This window comes from Archaeoglobus sulfaticallidus PM70-1 (assembly GCF_000385565.1).
Classification (GTDB): Archaea; Halobacteriota; Archaeoglobi; order Archaeoglobales; family Archaeoglobaceae; genus Archaeoglobus_A; species Archaeoglobus_A sulfaticallidus.
Window position 1 is genome coordinate 1087509 of record NC_021169.1, and the last position, 17754, is coordinate 1105262.

Annotated in this window: 21 protein-coding genes and 2 pseudogenes; 11 read left to right on the forward strand and 12 right to left on the reverse strand. The window is 42.2% G+C overall.

Going from position 1 to position 17754, the window contains the following annotated elements:
* Positions 1-3: 3 nt before the first annotated feature.
* The 3 genes from ASULF_RS05885 to ASULF_RS05895 form a co-directional block, all read right to left on the reverse strand.
* Positions 4-1167 carry an acyl-CoA dehydrogenase family protein gene (locus ASULF_RS05885; RefSeq protein ID WP_015590786.1) on the reverse strand — a complete coding sequence of 388 codons (1164 nt, stop codon included), beginning with the start codon at positions 1165-1167 and terminating at the stop codon, positions 4-6.
* Positions 1168-1232: 65 nt separating this feature from the next.
* Positions 1233-1628, reverse strand: coding sequence for a Zn-ribbon domain-containing OB-fold protein (locus ASULF_RS05890; protein ID WP_015590787.1), 396 nt, complete (start codon positions 1626-1628; stop codon positions 1233-1235).
* 4 nt (positions 1629-1632) lie between these two features.
* Positions 1633-2790 carry a thiolase domain-containing protein gene (locus ASULF_RS05895; RefSeq protein ID WP_015590788.1) on the reverse strand — a complete coding sequence of 386 codons (1158 nt, stop codon included), beginning with the start codon at positions 2788-2790 and terminating at the stop codon, positions 1633-1635.
* A gap of 514 nt (positions 2791-3304) precedes the next feature.
* Between ASULF_RS05895 and ASULF_RS05900 the strand changes: the two genes are divergently transcribed.
* Positions 3305-3793 carry a winged helix-turn-helix transcriptional regulator gene (locus tag ASULF_RS05900; protein WP_015590789.1) on the forward strand — a complete coding sequence of 163 codons (489 nt, stop codon included), beginning with the start codon at positions 3305-3307 and terminating at the stop codon, positions 3791-3793.
* A 173-nt stretch (positions 3794-3966) separates the two neighbouring features.
* Here ASULF_RS05900 and ASULF_RS05905 read toward each other — a convergent pair whose 3' ends face one another.
* Positions 3967-4569, reverse strand: coding sequence for a flavodoxin family protein (locus tag ASULF_RS05905; RefSeq protein ID WP_015590790.1), 603 nt, complete (start codon positions 4567-4569; stop codon positions 3967-3969).
* A gap of 141 nt (positions 4570-4710) precedes the next feature.
* Positions 4711-4899, reverse strand: a complete 189-nt coding sequence (locus tag ASULF_RS12190) for a hypothetical protein (RefSeq protein ID WP_144060487.1) — start codon at positions 4897-4899, stop codon at positions 4711-4713.
* Positions 4900-5119: 220 nt separating this feature from the next.
* Between ASULF_RS12190 and ASULF_RS05910 the strand changes: the two genes are divergently transcribed.
* The 4 genes from ASULF_RS05910 to ASULF_RS05925 all read left to right on the forward strand — a co-directional run bounded on the left by ASULF_RS05910 (position 5120) and on the right by ASULF_RS05925 (position 8894).
* On the forward strand, positions 5120-6163 hold the full coding sequence (locus tag ASULF_RS05910; protein ID WP_015590791.1) for a 4Fe-4S dicluster-binding protein: 1044 nt from the start codon (positions 5120-5122) through the stop codon (positions 6161-6163).
* A gap of 34 nt (positions 6164-6197) precedes the next feature.
* The gene (locus tag ASULF_RS05915) at positions 6198-7019 is read left to right on the forward strand and encodes a DMT family transporter (protein WP_015590792.1); all 822 of its coding nucleotides are present in this window, start codon (positions 6198-6200) and stop codon (positions 7017-7019) included.
* Positions 7020-7145: 126 nt separating this feature from the next.
* Positions 7146-7982: an enoyl-CoA hydratase-related protein gene (locus ASULF_RS05920; protein WP_015590793.1), complete on the forward strand. Its 837-nt coding sequence runs from the start codon at positions 7146-7148 to the stop codon at positions 7980-7982.
* A 12-nt stretch (positions 7983-7994) separates the two neighbouring features.
* A complete protein-coding gene (locus tag ASULF_RS05925) occupies positions 7995-8894 on the forward strand; it encodes a 3-hydroxyacyl-CoA dehydrogenase NAD-binding domain-containing protein (protein WP_015590794.1) in 900 nt (299 codons plus the stop codon).
* Positions 8895-9141: 247 nt separating this feature from the next.
* Here the strand turns inward: ASULF_RS05925 and ASULF_RS05930 are convergent, their stop codons facing one another.
* From ASULF_RS05930 to pyrB, 3 genes are read right to left on the reverse strand one after another with little or no spacing between them, the layout of a single operon-like run.
* On the reverse strand, positions 9142-9675 hold the full coding sequence (locus tag ASULF_RS05930) for a winged helix-turn-helix transcriptional regulator (RefSeq protein WP_015590795.1): 534 nt from the start codon (positions 9673-9675) through the stop codon (positions 9142-9144).
* A gap of 8 nt (positions 9676-9683) precedes the next feature.
* Positions 9684-10148 (reverse strand): aspartate carbamoyltransferase regulatory subunit, encoded by a 465-nt coding sequence (pyrI, locus tag ASULF_RS05935; protein ID WP_015590796.1) that lies wholly within the window; start codon positions 10146-10148, stop codon positions 9684-9686.
* Positions 10141-11058, reverse strand: a complete 918-nt coding sequence (gene pyrB, locus ASULF_RS05940) for an aspartate carbamoyltransferase (protein WP_015590797.1) — start codon at positions 11056-11058, stop codon at positions 10141-10143. Before pyrB ends, pyrI begins: the two co-directional genes overlap by 8 nt.
* 126 nt (positions 11059-11184) lie before the next feature.
* On the opposite strand from pyrB, the gene ASULF_RS05945 reads away from it, so the two are divergent.
* The 3 genes from ASULF_RS05945 (at position 11185) to ASULF_RS05955 (ending at position 12978) form a co-directional block, all read left to right on the forward strand.
* A complete protein-coding gene (locus ASULF_RS05945; RefSeq protein WP_048098143.1) occupies positions 11185-12075 on the forward strand; it encodes a hypothetical protein in 891 nt (296 codons plus the stop codon).
* Positions 12076-12107: 32 nt separating this feature from the next.
* Positions 12108-12725 (forward strand): MBL fold metallo-hydrolase, encoded by a 618-nt coding sequence (locus tag ASULF_RS05950; protein WP_015590799.1) that lies wholly within the window; start codon positions 12108-12110, stop codon positions 12723-12725.
* Between the two features lie 64 nt (positions 12726-12789).
* Positions 12790-12978 (forward strand): hypothetical protein, encoded by a 189-nt coding sequence (locus ASULF_RS05955; protein ID WP_015590800.1) that lies wholly within the window; start codon positions 12790-12792, stop codon positions 12976-12978.
* On the opposite strand, the gene ASULF_RS05960 is transcribed toward ASULF_RS05955, so the two are convergent.
* Positions 12968-13570: a LysE family transporter gene (locus ASULF_RS05960; protein ID WP_015590801.1), complete on the reverse strand. Its 603-nt coding sequence runs from the start codon at positions 13568-13570 to the stop codon at positions 12968-12970. The genes ASULF_RS05955 and ASULF_RS05960 overlap by 11 nt on opposite strands.
* A gap of 108 nt (positions 13571-13678) precedes the next feature.
* On the opposite strand from ASULF_RS05960, the gene ASULF_RS05965 reads away from it, so the two are divergent.
* On the forward strand, positions 13679-14116 hold the full coding sequence (locus ASULF_RS05965) for a GNAT family N-acetyltransferase (RefSeq protein ID WP_144060489.1): 438 nt from the start codon (positions 13679-13681) through the stop codon (positions 14114-14116).
* A 19-nt stretch (positions 14117-14135) separates the two neighbouring features.
* Here the strand turns inward: ASULF_RS05965 and ASULF_RS05970 are convergent, their stop codons facing one another.
* Both ASULF_RS05970 and ASULF_RS11945 read right to left on the reverse strand, forming a co-directional pair.
* Entirely contained in the window at positions 14136-15500 is a 1365-nt protein-coding gene (locus tag ASULF_RS05970) for a sodium:solute symporter family protein (protein WP_015590803.1), read from the reverse strand.
* A gap of 1 nt (position 15501) precedes the next feature.
* The gene (locus tag ASULF_RS11945; RefSeq protein ID WP_015590804.1) at positions 15502-15642 is read right to left on the reverse strand and encodes a hypothetical protein; all 141 of its coding nucleotides are present in this window, start codon (positions 15640-15642) and stop codon (positions 15502-15504) included.
* Positions 15643-15876: 234 nt separating this feature from the next.
* Here ASULF_RS11945 and ASULF_RS11710 point away from each other — a divergent pair.
* Both ASULF_RS11710 and ASULF_RS12405 read left to right on the forward strand, forming a co-directional pair.
* A pseudogene (locus ASULF_RS11710) lies at positions 15877-15981 on the forward strand (helix-turn-helix domain-containing protein); the annotation flags it as partial.
* A gap of 29 nt (positions 15982-16010) precedes the next feature.
* Positions 16011-16101 (forward strand): annotated as a pseudogene (locus ASULF_RS12405) (IS481 family transposase); the annotation flags it as partial.
* 17 nt (positions 16102-16118) lie between these two features.
* On the opposite strand, the gene ASULF_RS05975 reads toward ASULF_RS12405, so the two are convergent.
* Positions 16119-17753: a DEAD/DEAH box helicase gene (locus ASULF_RS05975; protein ID WP_015590806.1), complete on the reverse strand. Its 1635-nt coding sequence runs from the start codon at positions 17751-17753 to the stop codon at positions 16119-16121.
* Position 17754: the final 1 nt, after the last annotated feature.

Genomic DNA, 17754 nt, shown 5'->3' on the forward strand with positions numbered 1-17754 from the left:
ACCTCATGCATACTTTTTCAGAACATTCCCAATCAACATTCTCGCAATAATCTGCTTTTGAATCTCCTTAGTTCCTTCATACAGTTCAGTTATCTTTGCATCCCTGTAGAATCTTTCTACTGGATATTCCCCTATGTATCCATAGCCTCCATGAAGCTGAACAGCCCAGTCAGCAACATATACAGCAGTTTCTCCAGCAAAGTATTTAGCCATCGAAGAAAGTTCAGGCTTTCTTTCTCCAATACTGCACTGCCATGCTGCCTGATATGTTAGCAACCTTGCAGCCTGTATGCGGGTAGCCATCTCAGCAATTTTAAACTGAGTGTGCTGGAAAGCAGCAATTGGCTTTCCGAACTGCTTCCTTTCCTTCACATAGCTTAGAGCAAGTTCGAAAGCTCCCTGAGCCATTCCTACAGCCTGTGCAGCAACCCTTGGTCTTGTGTGATTGAAAAATTCCATCAGATAGTAGAATCCTTTTCCCGGCTCTCCGAGTATATTCTCCTCAGGGACTCTTACATCCTTGAGAACGATTTCTGCTGTGTCGCTTGCTCTCAAACCAAGCTTATTCTTAATCTTTTTAGCCTTAAAACCCTTTGAATTGCTCTCTACGATAGCAAAAGTTAAACCATGATGTCTCTTCTCTCCTTCATAGGTTCTGCCCAAAACGAGAACAAAATCGCAAACACTGCCATTTGTTATGAACATCTTCGTCCCATTTATAATCCACTCATCACCATCTCTCTCAATCTTGGTTTTCACACTTGCTACATCACTGCCAGCATCAGGTTCAGTTGATGCCATTGCAGAGATCCCGTTTTTTTCTGTAACCCATCTGAGGTATTTCTCCTTCTGCTCTTCACTGCCAAACAAGATGAGAAGCTCGGTACCAAAAGTTGAGCTTAAACAGGCATTGCCCATTCCGGGACTTACTCTGTAAAACTCCTCGGTTACAAGGACCTCTTCGAACAGCGTTAATCCCATACCACCATACTTTTCGGGAATCTTTATCGTCGAAAATCCAAGCTCTCTTGCCTTCTTCACAACTTCCATCGGATACCTTTCCTCTCTATCACATTCCTCTATTAGTTCTGGAGTGAACTCTTTTTCAGAAAACTCCCTCGCAGCATTCTTTATATCCATCTGTTCCGGAGTTAATTTAAAATTCAAGAAATCACCCTCCGTAAATTCTTATTTCATTGAGTATCTGAATTTGTAATTCAGGCTATGCGACATCAAACTACCTCAAAATAAACCTTCCAAACTCCGCTTTCATCCTTCTGAGTGTATGCTCTAACTCTATCTCCAACCTTAACACTCTCATTTCCCCAACCCATAACTCTTACATTCCCAAACCTTGCAATGGCGATTGTATAAGCTTTGATCCACTCAAAACCACTCGGAACTGACTGAACTACCGTAAAAGTTTCAACAACACCATATCCATCGATTTCAACCCACTCAGTTTCCTTTCGACAAAAACTGCATTCTGCTTGGGGAGGATAATATTCTCTTCCACACTCACATACTGTTTTGTATATCTTCCCATATTCAAGCCCTTTCCAGTATTTCTCTGTTTTGTTTACTGCTATTTTGTGCCCTAACAATAAATTTCTGCTCTTAATATACACCGAATCACCTCCTCAAAACAAAAACCCAAGCAAAATGCCCTGTTCCACCTATATTGTGAGTTAATCCCGCATAATTCTTTATCTCAGCCTGAAGTTTTCCAGCTTCTTCTCTTAGCTGTTTGACGATTTCATAGACCATCGCAGTTCCAGTGGCTGCTAAAGGATGCCCCTTAGCCTTTAAACCTCCAAATGTGTTGACGGGAATTTTACCTCCAAAATCTGATTCTCCATCCTCAATAAATCTGCCGCCTTCTCCCTTTCTGCAAAATCCAAGATCCTCATATGCTATTATTTCTGCAATTGTAAAGCAATCGTGGACTGTGGCGATATCAAGTTGATTAACTGGATTATCGATTTTTGCCATTCTGTAAGCCATCCTCGAAGCTTCAACTGATGCTTTTAAGCCAACAAAACTTTCCCTTCTCGTCATATTGGATGTGTCTGATGAATACCCTATTCCCTCTATCCATACCGCATCAGCTCCAAGCTCCTTTACCTTGCTTTCAGAAGCGAGAATTACTGCTGAAGCGCCATCGCTGATTGGTGAACAATCAAAAAGCTTCAAGGGATATGCAATTACTCTTGAGTTCAAAACAGTCTCAACATCGATTTCTTTTTGAAGGTGAGCTTTTGGATTTTTTACTGCATTTCTGTGTGCTTTTACAGCCACAAGAGCCATCTGCTCTTCGGTAGTTCCGTATTTAGCCATGTGGGATGATGCGTGCATAGCATAGTACGCCGGGAAGGTTGTACCGTACTGGTGGAACTCCCACAGGTAGTTCCCAGCCCTACCCCCAACAGCAAGGGACACTGGTGTCTCAACCTCAGTCATTTTCTCAACTCCAATAGCTATTGCAACCTCAGCAACTCCAGAGGCTATTGAAGCATAGGCTGTGTAAACTGCAGAGCTTCCAGTAGCACACGCAGATTCTACCCTTATCGGCCCCTTTCCAGAAAAACCGCAGTACTCGTTTACTGGTACAGCGGGCATGAGTTCGTAATTTCTCGTCCCCACACTACCAACTACGCTTATATTTACATCATCCTGAGTTATGTTAGCATCATCGAGCGCTTCTTTAACAGCTTCAAAAGCGAGTTCCTGGATTGTGGTATCTCTTACACCAAACTTTGAGCAACCAACTCCGATAATACCTATTTTCATCAGGCATAGTTATTCATGATTATATTTAAAATTTTCGTAATTGACGAACAAAAACTAAACACATGATTCACAATATATGCAGAAAACTCGTTTAGCATGAAGCGTGATAAGTTTACCCTTTTGGGGCTTCTCTTGGTGTTTGTAGTCTTCACACCCCTCCTATCTCCTTTACAAAGGCTGGAGGCAACGATGCTATCTTCTCAAGGGATTTTATCCAGTCTGATACTTTGGTCTCTATCTATTACAGCTTTGCTTCCATTTGCAAGCGTAAAATGAAGCATAGTTTCACCCTTGAAATATATCATTCGTCCATAGTTTTCGTGGCTAGCTGACGCCTCAAAAGCCCACATGTACGACCTTTCTTTGCCAGATCGTCAGCCCCCAATCAACTTCTCTGCAGTCAAATGGTTATTCGATGGGTGAAATTATTTCGATTACACATGTTTTATTGCTGAGAGGTGTTAATTTGACACTTCCGGAAAAATAAATAAACTTTAAATGAATTCTACATATTATGCGAAAGAAAGAGCTTGACGATGTTGATAAGAAAATCATTGAATACATTCTAAAAGGCAAAACCCAAAGCGAGGTTGCGGAGCTAACTGGTGTAACTCTGAGGACGGTTCAAAACAGGATGAAGGCTCTAGAAGAGGAAGGATATATTATAAAGCTTAAAGAAGGTTACTGGGTAGCAGATTATCAGAAACTTGGGCTTACAGTGCTTGCAGTAATTTTCATAGACCTCGACATGGATTCCAAAAACAAAATCGATATGATAGTTGAACACATGAAAACGCTCGACTTCGTTGAAAATGTTTTTGAAGTTGTTGGATCTCCTTACGATCTGTGCTTGATAGTCAGATACAAGGACATCGAGGAATACAGAAAGGAGAAAAGAAAATTTATGGAGTGGTTCAGGAAGAACAACATGAGGATCAATCATCTCCAGACAATTATAGCCTCAAAGACATATAAAAACCATAGAAGGACAATAATTCCTTAACTCATGCTTTAAATCAAAATACAAAAAATAAATAAAAGGGATACGAACATTGGAGATAATTATCTCTCTTACAACCTTTTCTGAAGTTAATTATCTTTTTTCGATTTTGATCTCGTTAAATTTCTAATGTGCAGATAAATAAAAAAGGAATAAAAGCATTAATCTTTTTTCACTTACTTTCTCAACCCCTCCGTTGCTCTTGCAATTTCAACTATTCTCTTTGCAAGGGCTTTAGCAGTATTGATCGATATCTCATCTTTTTTTACAGATCTCCAACCAGTATCACTCTGAATAGTTCCGATTACGAAGCTTCCAGTAGTGATTGGGTTCTCAGCAATTGAAACTGGAATCATTCCCTGTCCCAATGCATAAACGAGCAGGCTCATGATCGCATATTCAGCTCCTCCATTTCGTAGTCCTGAGGTCACTACTGGAGCAAAAACTCTGTTTTTAAGCCAGAATCCACCCATCCTTGCCATTCTGCTCCTATCGATTAGATTTTTGACTATTCCGGGGACATTACCGAAGTATGTTGGAACCCCTATTACTATTGCATCGGCTTCCTTCATCTTCTCAAGAACTTTATTTATGTCATCCTTTTGACTGCATTCCCCCTTCAGGCACTTATCACAGCCTATGCACTCTTTGATGCTGTAGTCTCTCAGGTTGAGTATTTCAGTTTCAGCACCCATCTTTTCAGCTTCGCTGAGGATGATTTCAAGCAGGGCATGGGTGTTTCGCCTGTTTGGACTTCCGTTTATTGCTAAAATTTTCATGGTTATCACTTCCAAACAGTATTTTATATTTCTTCCGAAATTTTTTGGAAGATTATTACTTTTTAAGGGGGATCTATTGGTCTATGGATCTGTGGGTATGGGTTGGGAGTCTATGAACCTATGTTCTTCAAACTCTCTCTATTATGCATGCCGCTCCTTGCCTCCCTCCAATGCAGGAGCGAGTCCGTAGTCTCCACCTTTCTCTTGCAGTATCTCGCAAGCTGCTTGCACCTGACAGAATCTGTCCAAGACCTCCGTCAATCCTCCAGAATTCCTCAACAACGAGCCAGAAGAGTATTGTAGCGAACTGTATGCAATGAAACCGAACATCTACAATAGGGGGTAAAAAGATGGTCTAGGGGTGAAATACATGTTATGTCCAAAACTTTTGAACTTGCTGAACACCCGTCGCAGAGGACTTTCTTAATCCTGAAACGAGTTCTGCAATGGAAGAGATGGCTATCTGGAGAAGCTATGACTTTGAGAAGAAAAAAGAAATAGCTAAGTATTTAGCAGAGATAATAGATGAAATACCGAAGGGGGTGCTGGAATGAGCTACGAGGTTTTGATGCAGAGGCTTGGTTTTCCAGACTCAGAGTTGCTGAAAAAAATACTTGAGTATTTGATGAGTGAAGAAGAGGCTAAAATAGCTGCTGTACTGCCGGGGAGCACTGATGAAGTGGCTGAGAAGCTTGACATGGACATAGGCAGGGTGAGGGAAATTCTCGAAAACCTCTTCAAGAAGGGTGTTGTGATCCCTAAGAACTTCAGAAACAGAGAGTACTACAGGTTTGCAAGGGATATCATACAGCTTCACGACGCAACGCTCGCATCAAAGCACATGAAAGATACAGAATATGCTAAGCTGTGGAAGGTGTTTGGAGAAAAGGAGGCACATGCCAGAATGGGGCAGTTTCTTTCAGCATCGGGATTCAAGATATGGAGGGTTATTCCCGCATACAGGGCGATAAAGGATCTGCCTAATGTTCTGCCATACGAGAACATAGTGGAGATGATTAAAGCTCAGGAGAAGATAGCCGTTGTGCCATGCTCCTGCAGGAATGTTACAATGCTTGCAGGAGATGGATGCAATTATACAGATGAGAGCTACTGGCACTGCATACAGTTCGGAAGAGGAGCTGAATATGTAATTGCAAGGGGCTCAGGTAGAGAGATATCTGTCGAGGAGGCTCTGGAGATAATAGAAAGGGCTGAAGAGGATGGTCTGGTGCATACATGGCCCAATACAGCAAAGATAGTTGATAATAGAGTTACAGTTAACTGCAACTGCTGCAGTGATTGCTGCGAGTTCTTCCTCTCAGCCAAGTTTGCGAACGTTCCAATGGAAACCTTGCTTGAGAAAAGCAGGTATGAAGCATATGTCGATGAGGATGAATGCATAGGCTGTCAGACCTGCATTGACAGATGTCACTTCGATGCGATAGAAATGTATAGGCCTGAAGGGAGCAAGAAATTCAAGGCAAGAGTAGTCGCTGAAAACTGCTTTGGCTGCGGTGTCTGTGTTGTTGGTTGCGAGCAGGAAGCGATTAAGCTGAAGGCCGTAAGACCGGCAGAACACATTCCAGAGGGCTGACTGACAGATTTACTGGCAATCAGGAAATCTGGATATGGATGGCTACATCTTTGCTCTGGTTGCATCAATGCTCTGGGGCTTAAATGCAGTTTTTGTAAGAAAAGCTCTTGAAAAAACTGATGCTTTTTCAGGCACATTTTTTATCGTTTTAGTTTCTGCAGTATGCTTGCTGATGATGTCAATTTTCGATAAATCATTATTCAATGCCAATTTAACTCAGAAAAACTTGATTTTTTTAGCTGCAGGTGGGATACTTCAGTATTTCTTTGGTAGATCACTTACATACTTTTCTGCGAAAATTGTTGGTTCTTCAAGGGCTTTTACTGGAAGTTCGACAAGAATTATGTTCTCAGCCATTCTTGGAATATTGATTTTAGGTGAGAAAGTTAGCTTTATGAAAGCCTTTGGCATTATCGCAATGATAGCTGGAATGTATATTCTTTCTATGGAGAGGCTAAGTGGTTTGCATATCTCAATTGCTGGTGGTTTCTTCTATGGTTTAGCCTCCATAGTCATAAAAGCTGGAATGGCTGAAAGTGTTGTTCTGAGCAACCTGATCTCTATCCTGTCAGCTTTACCCTTCCTTGCATTATTGGCTTCAAGAAACATCAATACATCCAAGTTTAACAGATTTTTACTATTTTCTGGATTTACACTTTTTCTTGCAACACTTTCCTATTACAAAGCGCTATCATTGGCACCTGTGGTTGTGGTCGTACCTCTCTCAAATCTGTATCCAGTTTTTGCAGTTATCTTCTCATATCTATTCATTCAATCACTTGAAAGGATTGGATTGAGGACCTTTGCTGGAGCTTGTATTGCTGTTTTCGGAGGTATCATAGTATATCTAAGCTGAACCCCGTTGAAGTTCATGAAATACGAAACCAATACGAAATCTTTATACATTATTAAACCTGAGTTTTATAACTGGCAGATTTGCTGGATGGCAAAACGATGAAAATATTGAAGTTAGGTGGTACAGATGTCTGAATTCAACTTTAAGGATATTATTTATGAGAAAAAAGATAGAATCGCGACAATAACCATCAACAGACCCGGAAGGTACAATGCCTGCAGACCAATAACGATTTACGAGCTTACTAAAGCATTCATCGATGCATGGGCGGACAAAGAGATTGGGGTTGTTGTTTTTACGGGAGCTGGAGATAAAGCCTTTTGCACAGGTGGAGATCAATCTATAAGGGATGTTGGTGGGTATAAAGGAGACATGAAAGAATACCGAGGAACTATTGCAACATTACCCCTTGAAGTCGGATGGCAATTTGTGACATTTCTGATTAGGCACATTCCTAAGCCAGTAATAGCGAGGGTGAATGGTTATGCTATAGGGGGTGGACATGTATGGCAGGTAAACTGTGATCTCTCCATCGCTTCAGAAACAGCTAAATTCGGACAGGCTGGTCCAAGAGTCGGGAGTTTTGATCCCGGTTTTGGAACTGGAGATCTGTGGAGAAATGTAGGGCTTAAAAAAGCAAAGGAAATATGGTATCTCTGCAGAATTTACACTGCCCAGGAAGCTCTGGAAATGGGACTCGTAAACAAAGTTGTTCCACCAGATAAATTAGATGAGGAAGTGAGGAAGTGGTGTGATGAACTGCTGGAGAAAAGTCCAACCGCTTTGAAAATGCTCAAGTATGCTTTTCTCGCAGAAACTGATGGGCTTGGAGGAATAACAGAACTTGGTGTTGGAGGTTTAAGTCTTTACTATATGTCAGACGAGTCCGTAGAGGGTAGGAATGCCTTCATGGAGAAAAGAATGCCGGACTTCTGGAAATATTATCTGAATTTACAGGATTAGAGAGGTGATTTGATGGTCGATATCTCCGATATTAAAAAAATAGGTGTACTGGGTGCGGGTGTTATGGGTCATGGGATAGCCCAAGTTTGTGCAAGAAGTGGTTATGAAACTGTTCTGGTAGATATAAAAGAAGAATTTCTTAAAAAGGCGGTTGATATCATTAAGTCCGGACCTTTTGGATTAGAGAAACTCGTTCAGAAAGGTAAGATAAATGAAGAAGAGATGCATGAAGTCCTTGCGAGGATAAAGACTTCCACTTCAATGGATGTTTTGAAGGATGTAGATTTCCTGATTGAATCCATCCCGGAAGATATAGAACTGAAAAAGAAGGTTTACACTCAACTCGATAAGATCTGCAAAGCTGAGACGATTTTTGCCTCAAACACATCCGGAATTATGATATCAGACCTTGCCTCTGCTGTGGACAGGAAAGACCGGTTTATCGGTATGCACTGGTTCAATCCCCCTCCCGTTATGAAGCTGATTGAGGTTGTTAGAGGGGCTCTAACATCAGACGAGACCTTTAACATTACAGTTGAACTTTCAAAAAAGCTTGGAAAGGTTCCGGTAGAGGCCGCAGATGGCCCGGGATTTTTCACCACAAGATTCATCAACTGCTGGCTTGTAGAAGCTATAAGACTTTTCGAGACCGGAATTGCCGGGATAAAGGAGATTGATGATATGTGTAAGATGGCTTTTGGTTTTCCAATGGGCCCATTTGAACTTATGGATTTGATCGGTCTCGATACGATGTTTCACATTGGAGAGTACATGTACGAAGAGACGAGAGATCCCCACTACGCTCCACCAGTCACACTGAAAAAACTCATCCTTTCAGGATATATCGGAGATAAGAAACTGAAAAAGGGTAGCAAGGGAGGATGGTACGACTACTTTGGCATACGTAAATAATGGTCCTAAAAGGATAAAAACCTCTGATCCGCTTGGATTCCAGACATTGTAGGTTGTAAAATTCCGATTTGACCAATTTATAATGATTAATCAACCCCACCCCCTTTATTTCCTGTGGAAACATGCAAAAACTCAGCAGAGTCCATGGTGGGAGTTACAAAGCAACAGGATCAGCTGGCTAAAAAGATGGAATGGCTACAATGGCTCAATTCAGAATTTGGAGAGAGACCGGCAAAACTTAATAAGCTTAACCATATTTTTTAAACTCTTCCAGGCAGGTTTTACAGCAGAGAACATAGAATCGGTTATGCTTTTTGTAGATTAATGGGTCATCTATCGAGGTTTTGCCGCAGTAATCACATTTGAACTCGAGTTTCAGTGAGAGGGGTTTATCCACAATCTCTGATTTGAGTACTGGAATAACCTCTTCCACTTCAATCCAATCTTGTTCTGCTATCTCAGAAAGCCTTGAAAGCGAACTGATCTCGAGCTTCAGAATATATTCTCTGTCAGATATCTTGTTTATTTCGAGAACTTCTTCAATATCTTTCAATCTCCTGTAATCCTCTGTTCTGACTCTCAAAATGAACAGATTTTTTCGGAAAATATCTGCAACCTCTATCGTGTATCTTTTGATAATACCGTCTTTCTCTAACCTCTCAATCCTGGATTTCACTGTCTGCCTTGTTATGTTCAGGTTCTTTGCGATCTCTGTGAAACTAATCCTCGAGTTCTCCTTCAGGATATTCAGTATCTTTATATCTATCTCATCGATTTCCATGCTTCTGCTTAGATGTAATCCTCGAGATTTATCAGCTTTCTACCACAGTAATCGCATACGGCTTTGACCCTGCTTTCATCCAGAAATATCCTGAATCTGGATTTTATCGGCTCGTTGCTGTTGGATATGCAGTTGGGGTTGGGACATTTTATTATGTTCTCAACGACTTCCGGGGGTTTGACATTGAACTTTCTTATTATCTCATAATTCTGGATGAGGTTGATCGTTGCCTCTGGGGCTATCAGGGCTATCTTGTTCAGCTCCTGATCACCTATGTACTTACCCTCAACCTTGACGATGTCTTTCTTGCCCATCTTTGCGCTCTCGACATTCATCGCCATTGAAACTGCTTCACTGGATTTCGGCTTTATTCCAAGAATTTTGAGAACGAGTATTGCCAATCCCGGGGTTATGTGGTCTATAACTGTGCCATCCTTTATTTTGCTGATCACGAGATGCTTAACATCATTCACAGCCATCACCATCCTTCAGTAGTTCGTATAATATTGCCATCCTTATCGGAACACCGTAAAAAGCCTGTTTGAAATACTTGGCATGCTCTGTGCTGTCAACATCTACATCTATTTCATTAATTCTCGGCAGGGGGTGCATTACTATCATCGACTCCTTTGCCCTGCTTATGATATTCCTGTTTATGACATAGCTTCCCGAGACCTTCTTGTACTCCTCCTCATCCGGAAATCTTTCCTTCTGAATCCTCGTCACATACAGCACATCTATTTCAGATATTACATCCTCAAGCTCAACTTCCTCTATTCTTCCGTTCAGCCCCTCAAGAAATTCTGCGGGGAGTTTCAGCATTGGAGGGCTTATGAGGTATATTGTGGTGTTGAAGAGTGTTAGCGCCTTTATGAGGGAGTGGACGGTTCTTGAGTACTTCAGATCTCCCATCAGGGCTATTTTGCAACCTTCGAGCGTGGACTCCTTCATTATTGTGTACAGATCGAGCAGCGTCTGGGTTGGATGCTGTCCGGCACCATCTCCAGCATTTATTATCGGAACCGTTGAGTTTTCGGATGCGAACCTTGCAGAACCTTCCAGCGGGTGTCTGAGAACTATGGCATCAGCATAGTTAGAAACAACTCTTATCGTGTCTGCAAGTGTCTCTCCTTTCGCAACACTGCTTGCTTCATGAGCCGTCATGTTTATGACATCACCACCAAGCCTCTTCATTGCGGTCTCAAACGACATTCTCGTTCTGGTGGACGGCTCGAAAAACAGGTTTGCCAGTATCTTTCCTTCAAGGTACTTGCATCTCTTTCCCATAGCAATATCCTCAAATCTCTCAGCTTGCTTAAGCAAATAAAGGATATCATCCTTTGTGAGATCATCAATTGAGATTAAATGCCTGAATCTCGACATCAGATTCTTTTATCCAGCTTAGGATATAAAGTTTGTTGAGGTGGCTTACATTTAGATGACGGGATTATTTTGTTTGTGGGGCTATCAATAATTGGAGACTTGCATAGAAATGTTTGAAGGGAACTAATGAAACTGCATAGAACAACGAATTTATTTTCAAAGCCCTTAACAGATCCAATGATCCTCAAAAAATCGCCGTTCATTTTCACGCTGGCGATGGTTCTGGGAATACTCTTCCCACAGTTCGCAAGCTCCATGAAGGATCTGATAATACCGATACTGGCTTTTGTCATGATTCTGTCTTTAAAGGATCTCGATTTCAGAAATATGAGCTTAAAATCTGGTTTTTTGAATGTACTTCTCAACTATCTCTTCCTCTCCGGTGTTATACTTGTCCTCTCCTTCTTGATTGAAGATGAAGCATTAAGGCTCGGATTCATCGTCATGGCCTCTGCACCTCCGGCGGTGGCTATAGTTCCCTTCTCCAAATTGCTTGCCGGAGATGTGACCGAAAGCGTGGTCTCTAACGGAATGGCCTACCTGCTTTCTCTTGCTTTCACGCCAGCAATTCTTCTAGCATTTACTGGAGAGTATGTAAGCATGTATGAGGTTCTTAAAGCATTAGTTGTTCTGATTATGATCCCTCTCATTTTTTCCAGATTCATTCGGGTTGATGGCGAGATTTTCATAAATCTCGGGTTTGGGATTGTGATATACACGATCATAGGGCTGAATATCTCTACTATCTCCGTCATATCTGGACTGCCGGAAGTTATTTTTGCGGGATTCGTGAGGACTTTTATTGCTGGCACGGTAATCTTTCTCATCTTCATCAGAAAAGGCTACTCAACGGCGATAACAAAAGCCCTGTTTTCATCGTACAAGAACCTCGGGTTCACAGCAGGTGTGGCAATGATGCTTTTTGGGGATAAAGCGAGCATCCCAGCAGCTATATGTGTATTTTTTGAGGTCCTGGTTTTCAACTACTACACAATCTTCAAAAAATACTGGGGATAAGTTTTATAAGGTATCATGGAAAAATAAATATCATGGCATACAAATATGGGAATGTTGAGATTACTTTTCTGAAGCACGCGGGCTTTAAGATAAAGGGCAGCAAAACGATCTACATCGATCCTTACGATCTCCCGGACGGGCTTGAAAAAGCAGACTACATTTTCGTAACTCATGACCATTTCGATCACAAAGATATTGGATCAATTAGAAGGCTCTCGAAGCACGATACGACGGTTGTGATCCCAAGTGGTTGTCTGCTCGAGGGATACAGAACATGCGAGCTTGACATCGGTGAGGAAGAGGATCTGAATGGTGTTAAGGTTAAGACTGTACCAGCATACAACATCGATAAGCCATTTCACCCGAAGGGGATTGGAGTGGGTTACATAATCGAGATGGATGGTGTTAGGATCTACCATGCTGGAGACACGGACTTCATCCCTGAGATGAAGGATGTTGAGGCCGATATTGCTTTGATACCTGTGGGAGGGAAGTACACGATGGACATGGAGCAGGCAAAAAAGGCTATAGAGGTAATCAAAGCGAAGGTTGTAGTCCCGATGCATTATGGCACCCTTCCGGAAACCAAGGCGGATGTGGAGAAACTGAAATCAGATAGGGTTGTTGTGCTTGAACCGGAGTTTAAATAATCAGATAATTATTTATTGATATCAAAAAAATTACAGATTTATACCGTCTCGACCAAAAAAAGTTATGGCTAAAAAGACTCAGGGAAAGGAGGTTCCGGACGATTCCGACGAGTTGATGATGCAGGTGGCCTCATCTCAGCTTAAAGCCAACTATAGAAAATCTCTTGGAAAGGAGTATGCAAGAAGAAGCTGGGATCTGGAAATAAAGAAGGCTCTGAAGAAAAAAGAAGAAGAGAGGAAGGCTAAACAATAGTAGAGATTCCGGAGTAGATAAAGTATATGCCGAAGATTACGAAGATTATCGCAGATATTGTCGAGAGGGTTTTGGCAGATTTATCCCACACCTCAACCGTTTTTGAAGAGATCAAGGAGACGAAACCCAGCCAGCCAAAATCGCACAGTTCATGGACTATTATAAAAACAATTAACCCCATAATTCCAAATTTTTCAGCAGTGGTTACGAGAATGAGTCCGATTGTGAACCACCATATTATGAAATAGGGATTTGCGATACTCATGGCCAGTCCTGTAAAGATGGATCTCATGTCCGTTGAGCCATCGAGCTTGGATTTGGATGTGAGTTCTTTGTGTGCCATGTAGATCAAAAAGATTCCACCAAAAACTCCTACAAACACCTTTACCTGTTCGGTTATTATTGAAACTCCAAAGAAGAAGAGGATGAGAATTATCGGAATTTCAACTATTGCATGACCTGAGGAGAGCAGAAATCCTGCATACTTTTTGTTCATTCCCTCCGATACTGCTGAAGCGAACAGGGGCCCGGGAGCCATCACGCCGCTTAGGGATATGAAAAATACCATCAGGGCGAACTCAGCAAGGTTCATCACCTCTTTTTCAATGCTGAATTAATTTAACTTTCTGTTTGATATAATAAGCAGGTTTTATAATAATTTTAACCGAAAAAATTTTAAATTAAATGGTAAAGTAAGGTTGTGGAAATCTCGATTCATCTCCGCGAGATGGAAGATGATGAGGTAGAGGATGTAATTGATCTTGAATACGAGATTCTTGGACTCAGTGTTTTTGTTGACATTTCAACGAGGCCGTACCACAAGAAGGTTTTTGTGGCGGATGTTGGCGGAGAGATAATTGGCGGTGCTGTAGCCTACTGGAACGAAAAGTTTAAGATAGGCTCTCTTTTCGTTAAGGAGGAATTTAGAAAACAGAACATTGGAAGGAATCTTGTTAAAAAGTGTATTGAGTTTGCAAATGCAATTGGATTTGATAGCGTCTGGCTAGAGGTTCCGGTGAATCAGGGAAATCTCGTTTCATACTACAAATCCATGGGATTCAGGATCCATGAGGTCATAAAGCACTTCTATGGTATCGGTAAGCATGCGTACAGCATGGTGTACAGGATAATCAGCTGAAGTTGGATAATGTAAAAAATTAGCTTTTCTCAACACTCGCAACAGCAAAGAATGTAGCAAATGATATGACTAAGGTCCACACTGATGCCGGGATACCGAGCGGATTGAGTTTCATGTAGAATAGTAATATTGCTGTGGCAAATCCGACAATCAGCGTTGAGATCGCCGCTTTCTCTCCACCAGATTTCCAGTGAAAAACTCCGAGGATCAGTGGTAGCTGACATAGTAGCAATGTGGAGCTGAGAACTGCAAGGTTGACTATGTATCCTGGCCTCTGGATTGAGAACAGGGTTATGGCTATTGTTAAAACGACGATGAGGATCTGTCCGGTGTTTATCCTGTTGCTTCCAAGCAGATCTCTTGAGATCATCGATGCGAGGGTTAGAACGATCGAGTTGGCAGTTGTTATTGCTGCGGCGAAGATGCTGAGTGATATCAGAACGGCCAGGGATGGTGGCATTATGCCGAGAAATGTTGGCGTTACAGCGTCTCTGTCTTTCAGCAGTGGAAAACTTCCGATTTCGGTCATGACCCTCAGTTCCAGCCCAAGGAATGTTACGAGGATTGTATAGATCAAGCCAAAAGTTCCGAAGAGTATGACCATCTTTTTCAATGCTCTCTCATCTCTGGGGACATATATCCTCTGGAAAACCTGGGGATTGGTTAATGCAAAGAAGAACCAAGGCACTGTCAGGGCTATGAACCTTTCCGGAGTCCAGATCTTGTTCGGTACTATCAGCAAATCTCCGATCCTTGAGATCTCGCCGAAGAATGTGCCGTTCAGCATGCTAAACGCCCACATCACAGCAGAAACCGCCATGATGAGCATGAATACTCCCTGAATCGCATCAGTCCATGCAACACCTCTCAGCCCCCCAAGGAATGCCCAGAATGCTATCAAGAATGCTGATGCGAGTATGGCATGTGTGAAACTGATTGTAGAGTTTTTCTCGATTATGAGAGAGACACCGATGAGCTGGACGGAGATGTACGGGATCAGGGCGATTGATACTATCACCGCCATTATTTTTGGCACCAGCTTTCCGTACCTATCCACCATCATGTCTCCGGGAGTTATGTATGCTCTCTCCTTGCCAAGCTTCCATATCTTCGGAGCGTAGTAGGACAGCAGAAAGAGCGTTCCAACCAGATAGAACAGCTCAAACCCCAGCGATCCAACTCCTGAGGCATAGGTTAAGCCAACGAGTCCAACCATCATGAATGCCGAGTATGTTGTGGCCGAGTATGTCAGGGCAGAAACGATCCCACCAATTCTCCTTCCACCTAGGTAGTAGTCCTCCTGCGATCTGATCCCTTTTCTTGCTATTATGGCGATGGCAGTTCCGATTATCGCATAGGCTATGAATGCTATCAGGAAAATCATTTTACCACCTCACCGCTATGTATGCTAAGTACAGCGACGCTACAATACACCAGTATATGTATGTGGATAGGTCATAGCTCTTTATGGCGAAAAATGGTACTATCATCGCCAGTACTACTATCAGACCTTCTAGCAACTTCATCGAACATATGTTCGGTAGATTACATATAAGCTTTTTGCAGGTAGTAGATTCTTTGGCTAGAGTATTGAAGAGCACTTAATCTTGGTTTTAATCCAAAGATTAACTTTCCTTTGGTAGAAGATTGTTCAGTGAGGGGATTGGAAATTCTCTCTAAAGATTCCAATGTCTTATCTCGAAATTATTTCACAACCCAGCATCCAACTCTTGTGAGAAAAACTAACGAACAGGAAGATCATGGAAATCAGACAGCTTGACAGAGGAGCACCACTAAAGGAAATAGCGGCTGTGATAAGGGTAACTCTAAGAAAAGTCTATCAGATCAAAAAGCAGTACAAAGAGGCAGAATACCAGAGTTAAAGCATGAGTGATTTAACGAGCTTGAGACACCTTATCAGCCATTCTGGGGAGGTTGCCAGCTGAGAGAGTATTTGAGTTTGGCAGGAGTGGTTGTTTGAGGATGAGGTTACTTCGGGATACTACCTTATATACTCAATAAACCCGTTGTTCTCTCTTGCATAGTTCATGAAGTGATACAGCAAAGTTTTTCGATTTTCTGGAATCAGGAAAGATTTCCTATTTCCAACAACAATGATCTTTTTCCTCGCCCTCGTAACCGCTACATTAAACCTCCTTTTCTCGCAGGCGAACCTCAGATTTCTGACAGCAGTGGTTGAGAACACGATAACATCCCTCTCCCTTCCCTGAAATGCATCCACTGTATCGACTTCCACGCTGATGATCTCCCTTATCTGATCCCTCTGGGCTATATATGGGGTTATAACCCCAACATCCTCAACTCCCGCATCAAGAAGCGTTCTTACTATATCTCCAACAACTGCTGCTTCTTTGGGATTAACTCTGCTCTTCTTCATGGGTTCATCTCTCGAATCAACAGAAACGAATATAACGGTCCTCCCGGGATCGATGATGAACCATCTGAACCCTTTATCAGCACAATCAACCTCAAGCTTTATGTTTTTGCATGATTCGTGTGGTTTTATCTTCCCTCCATATACATACCTCGATGCAAAGTTGATTATCTTCTCATTGCTTCTGTAATGGTTTCTCAGCCACAGAGGCTTGCTAGAAAAGAAGTTGAAGGCACTATATTTCGAAGAGTTCCATCCCGTTCTCAGTACCGGACTTAGCTGGAATGGATCACCTACCACCACAAACGAGGATTCCTGAGAGATGGACAGGAGAGCAGAAGAGATCAGAGCCTGACTGGCCTCATCTATCAGAACGAGATCGAAGTGCTGATCTACCAGAGGATACATACCGCTCTTTATCAGCGTTGAGCCGACAATTCTGGATTTCGATAGAATTTCCAGACTCTTTCTTTCGATTTTGCTGTACTCTTTTGCCAGACTGTCGAGATCGAAGTGCATCAGCGATGTAACATCCCTCATGGCCATGTACTCAAGCAAGATTTTCCTCACATCTCCAGAGGTCTTCCAGTACCTGCCAACCCTGACAACATACTTGGATCTATGCAGATCGAATTCTAAAATCTTTTCGAGAGCATTATCCACAGCCCTGTTCGTGTGTGATGCTATGAAAACCCTTTTTCCCTCATCCATCGCGATCTTGGCACAGTATGCTATGAATGTCGTTTTTCCAGTTCCCGGTGGGCCAATAACCCTCATGACCTCGTTTTCTTCTAGGCTTAAACTGGCAACAACAGCATCGCTCTGATACTCATCCAGACCTTCAATTTTTTGCCCTGATGTCCTGACATCAACCTCCCTCGGGAAATCTGGATTCTCTATGAAGTGATCCAGTGCCTGAATTTGAAGGTCGTATGAAAGCAGACTTTCCATCTCAACAAGCTTCAGACTTTCCTCTTCAGGAGTTGAAAATAGCTTAAGAATCGCTGATCTGCCATTTCTGTCATATCTCAGGACATATCCCAGTTCGTGTAAACCATCATCCAGAAACCCGAGCAATGTTCCCTCACTTACGGGTTTCTCCACCTTTATAGAGCAAAAGTTCCGGCTGATTCCCTCGATCTCTCCTCTGAATGATCCTCTTTTCTCAACCTCCCTTTTAACAATCTCCTTCTCTTCTTTAAGAATATTTCTAAGTCTCTCAAGTACTTCCAGCTTCTCCATA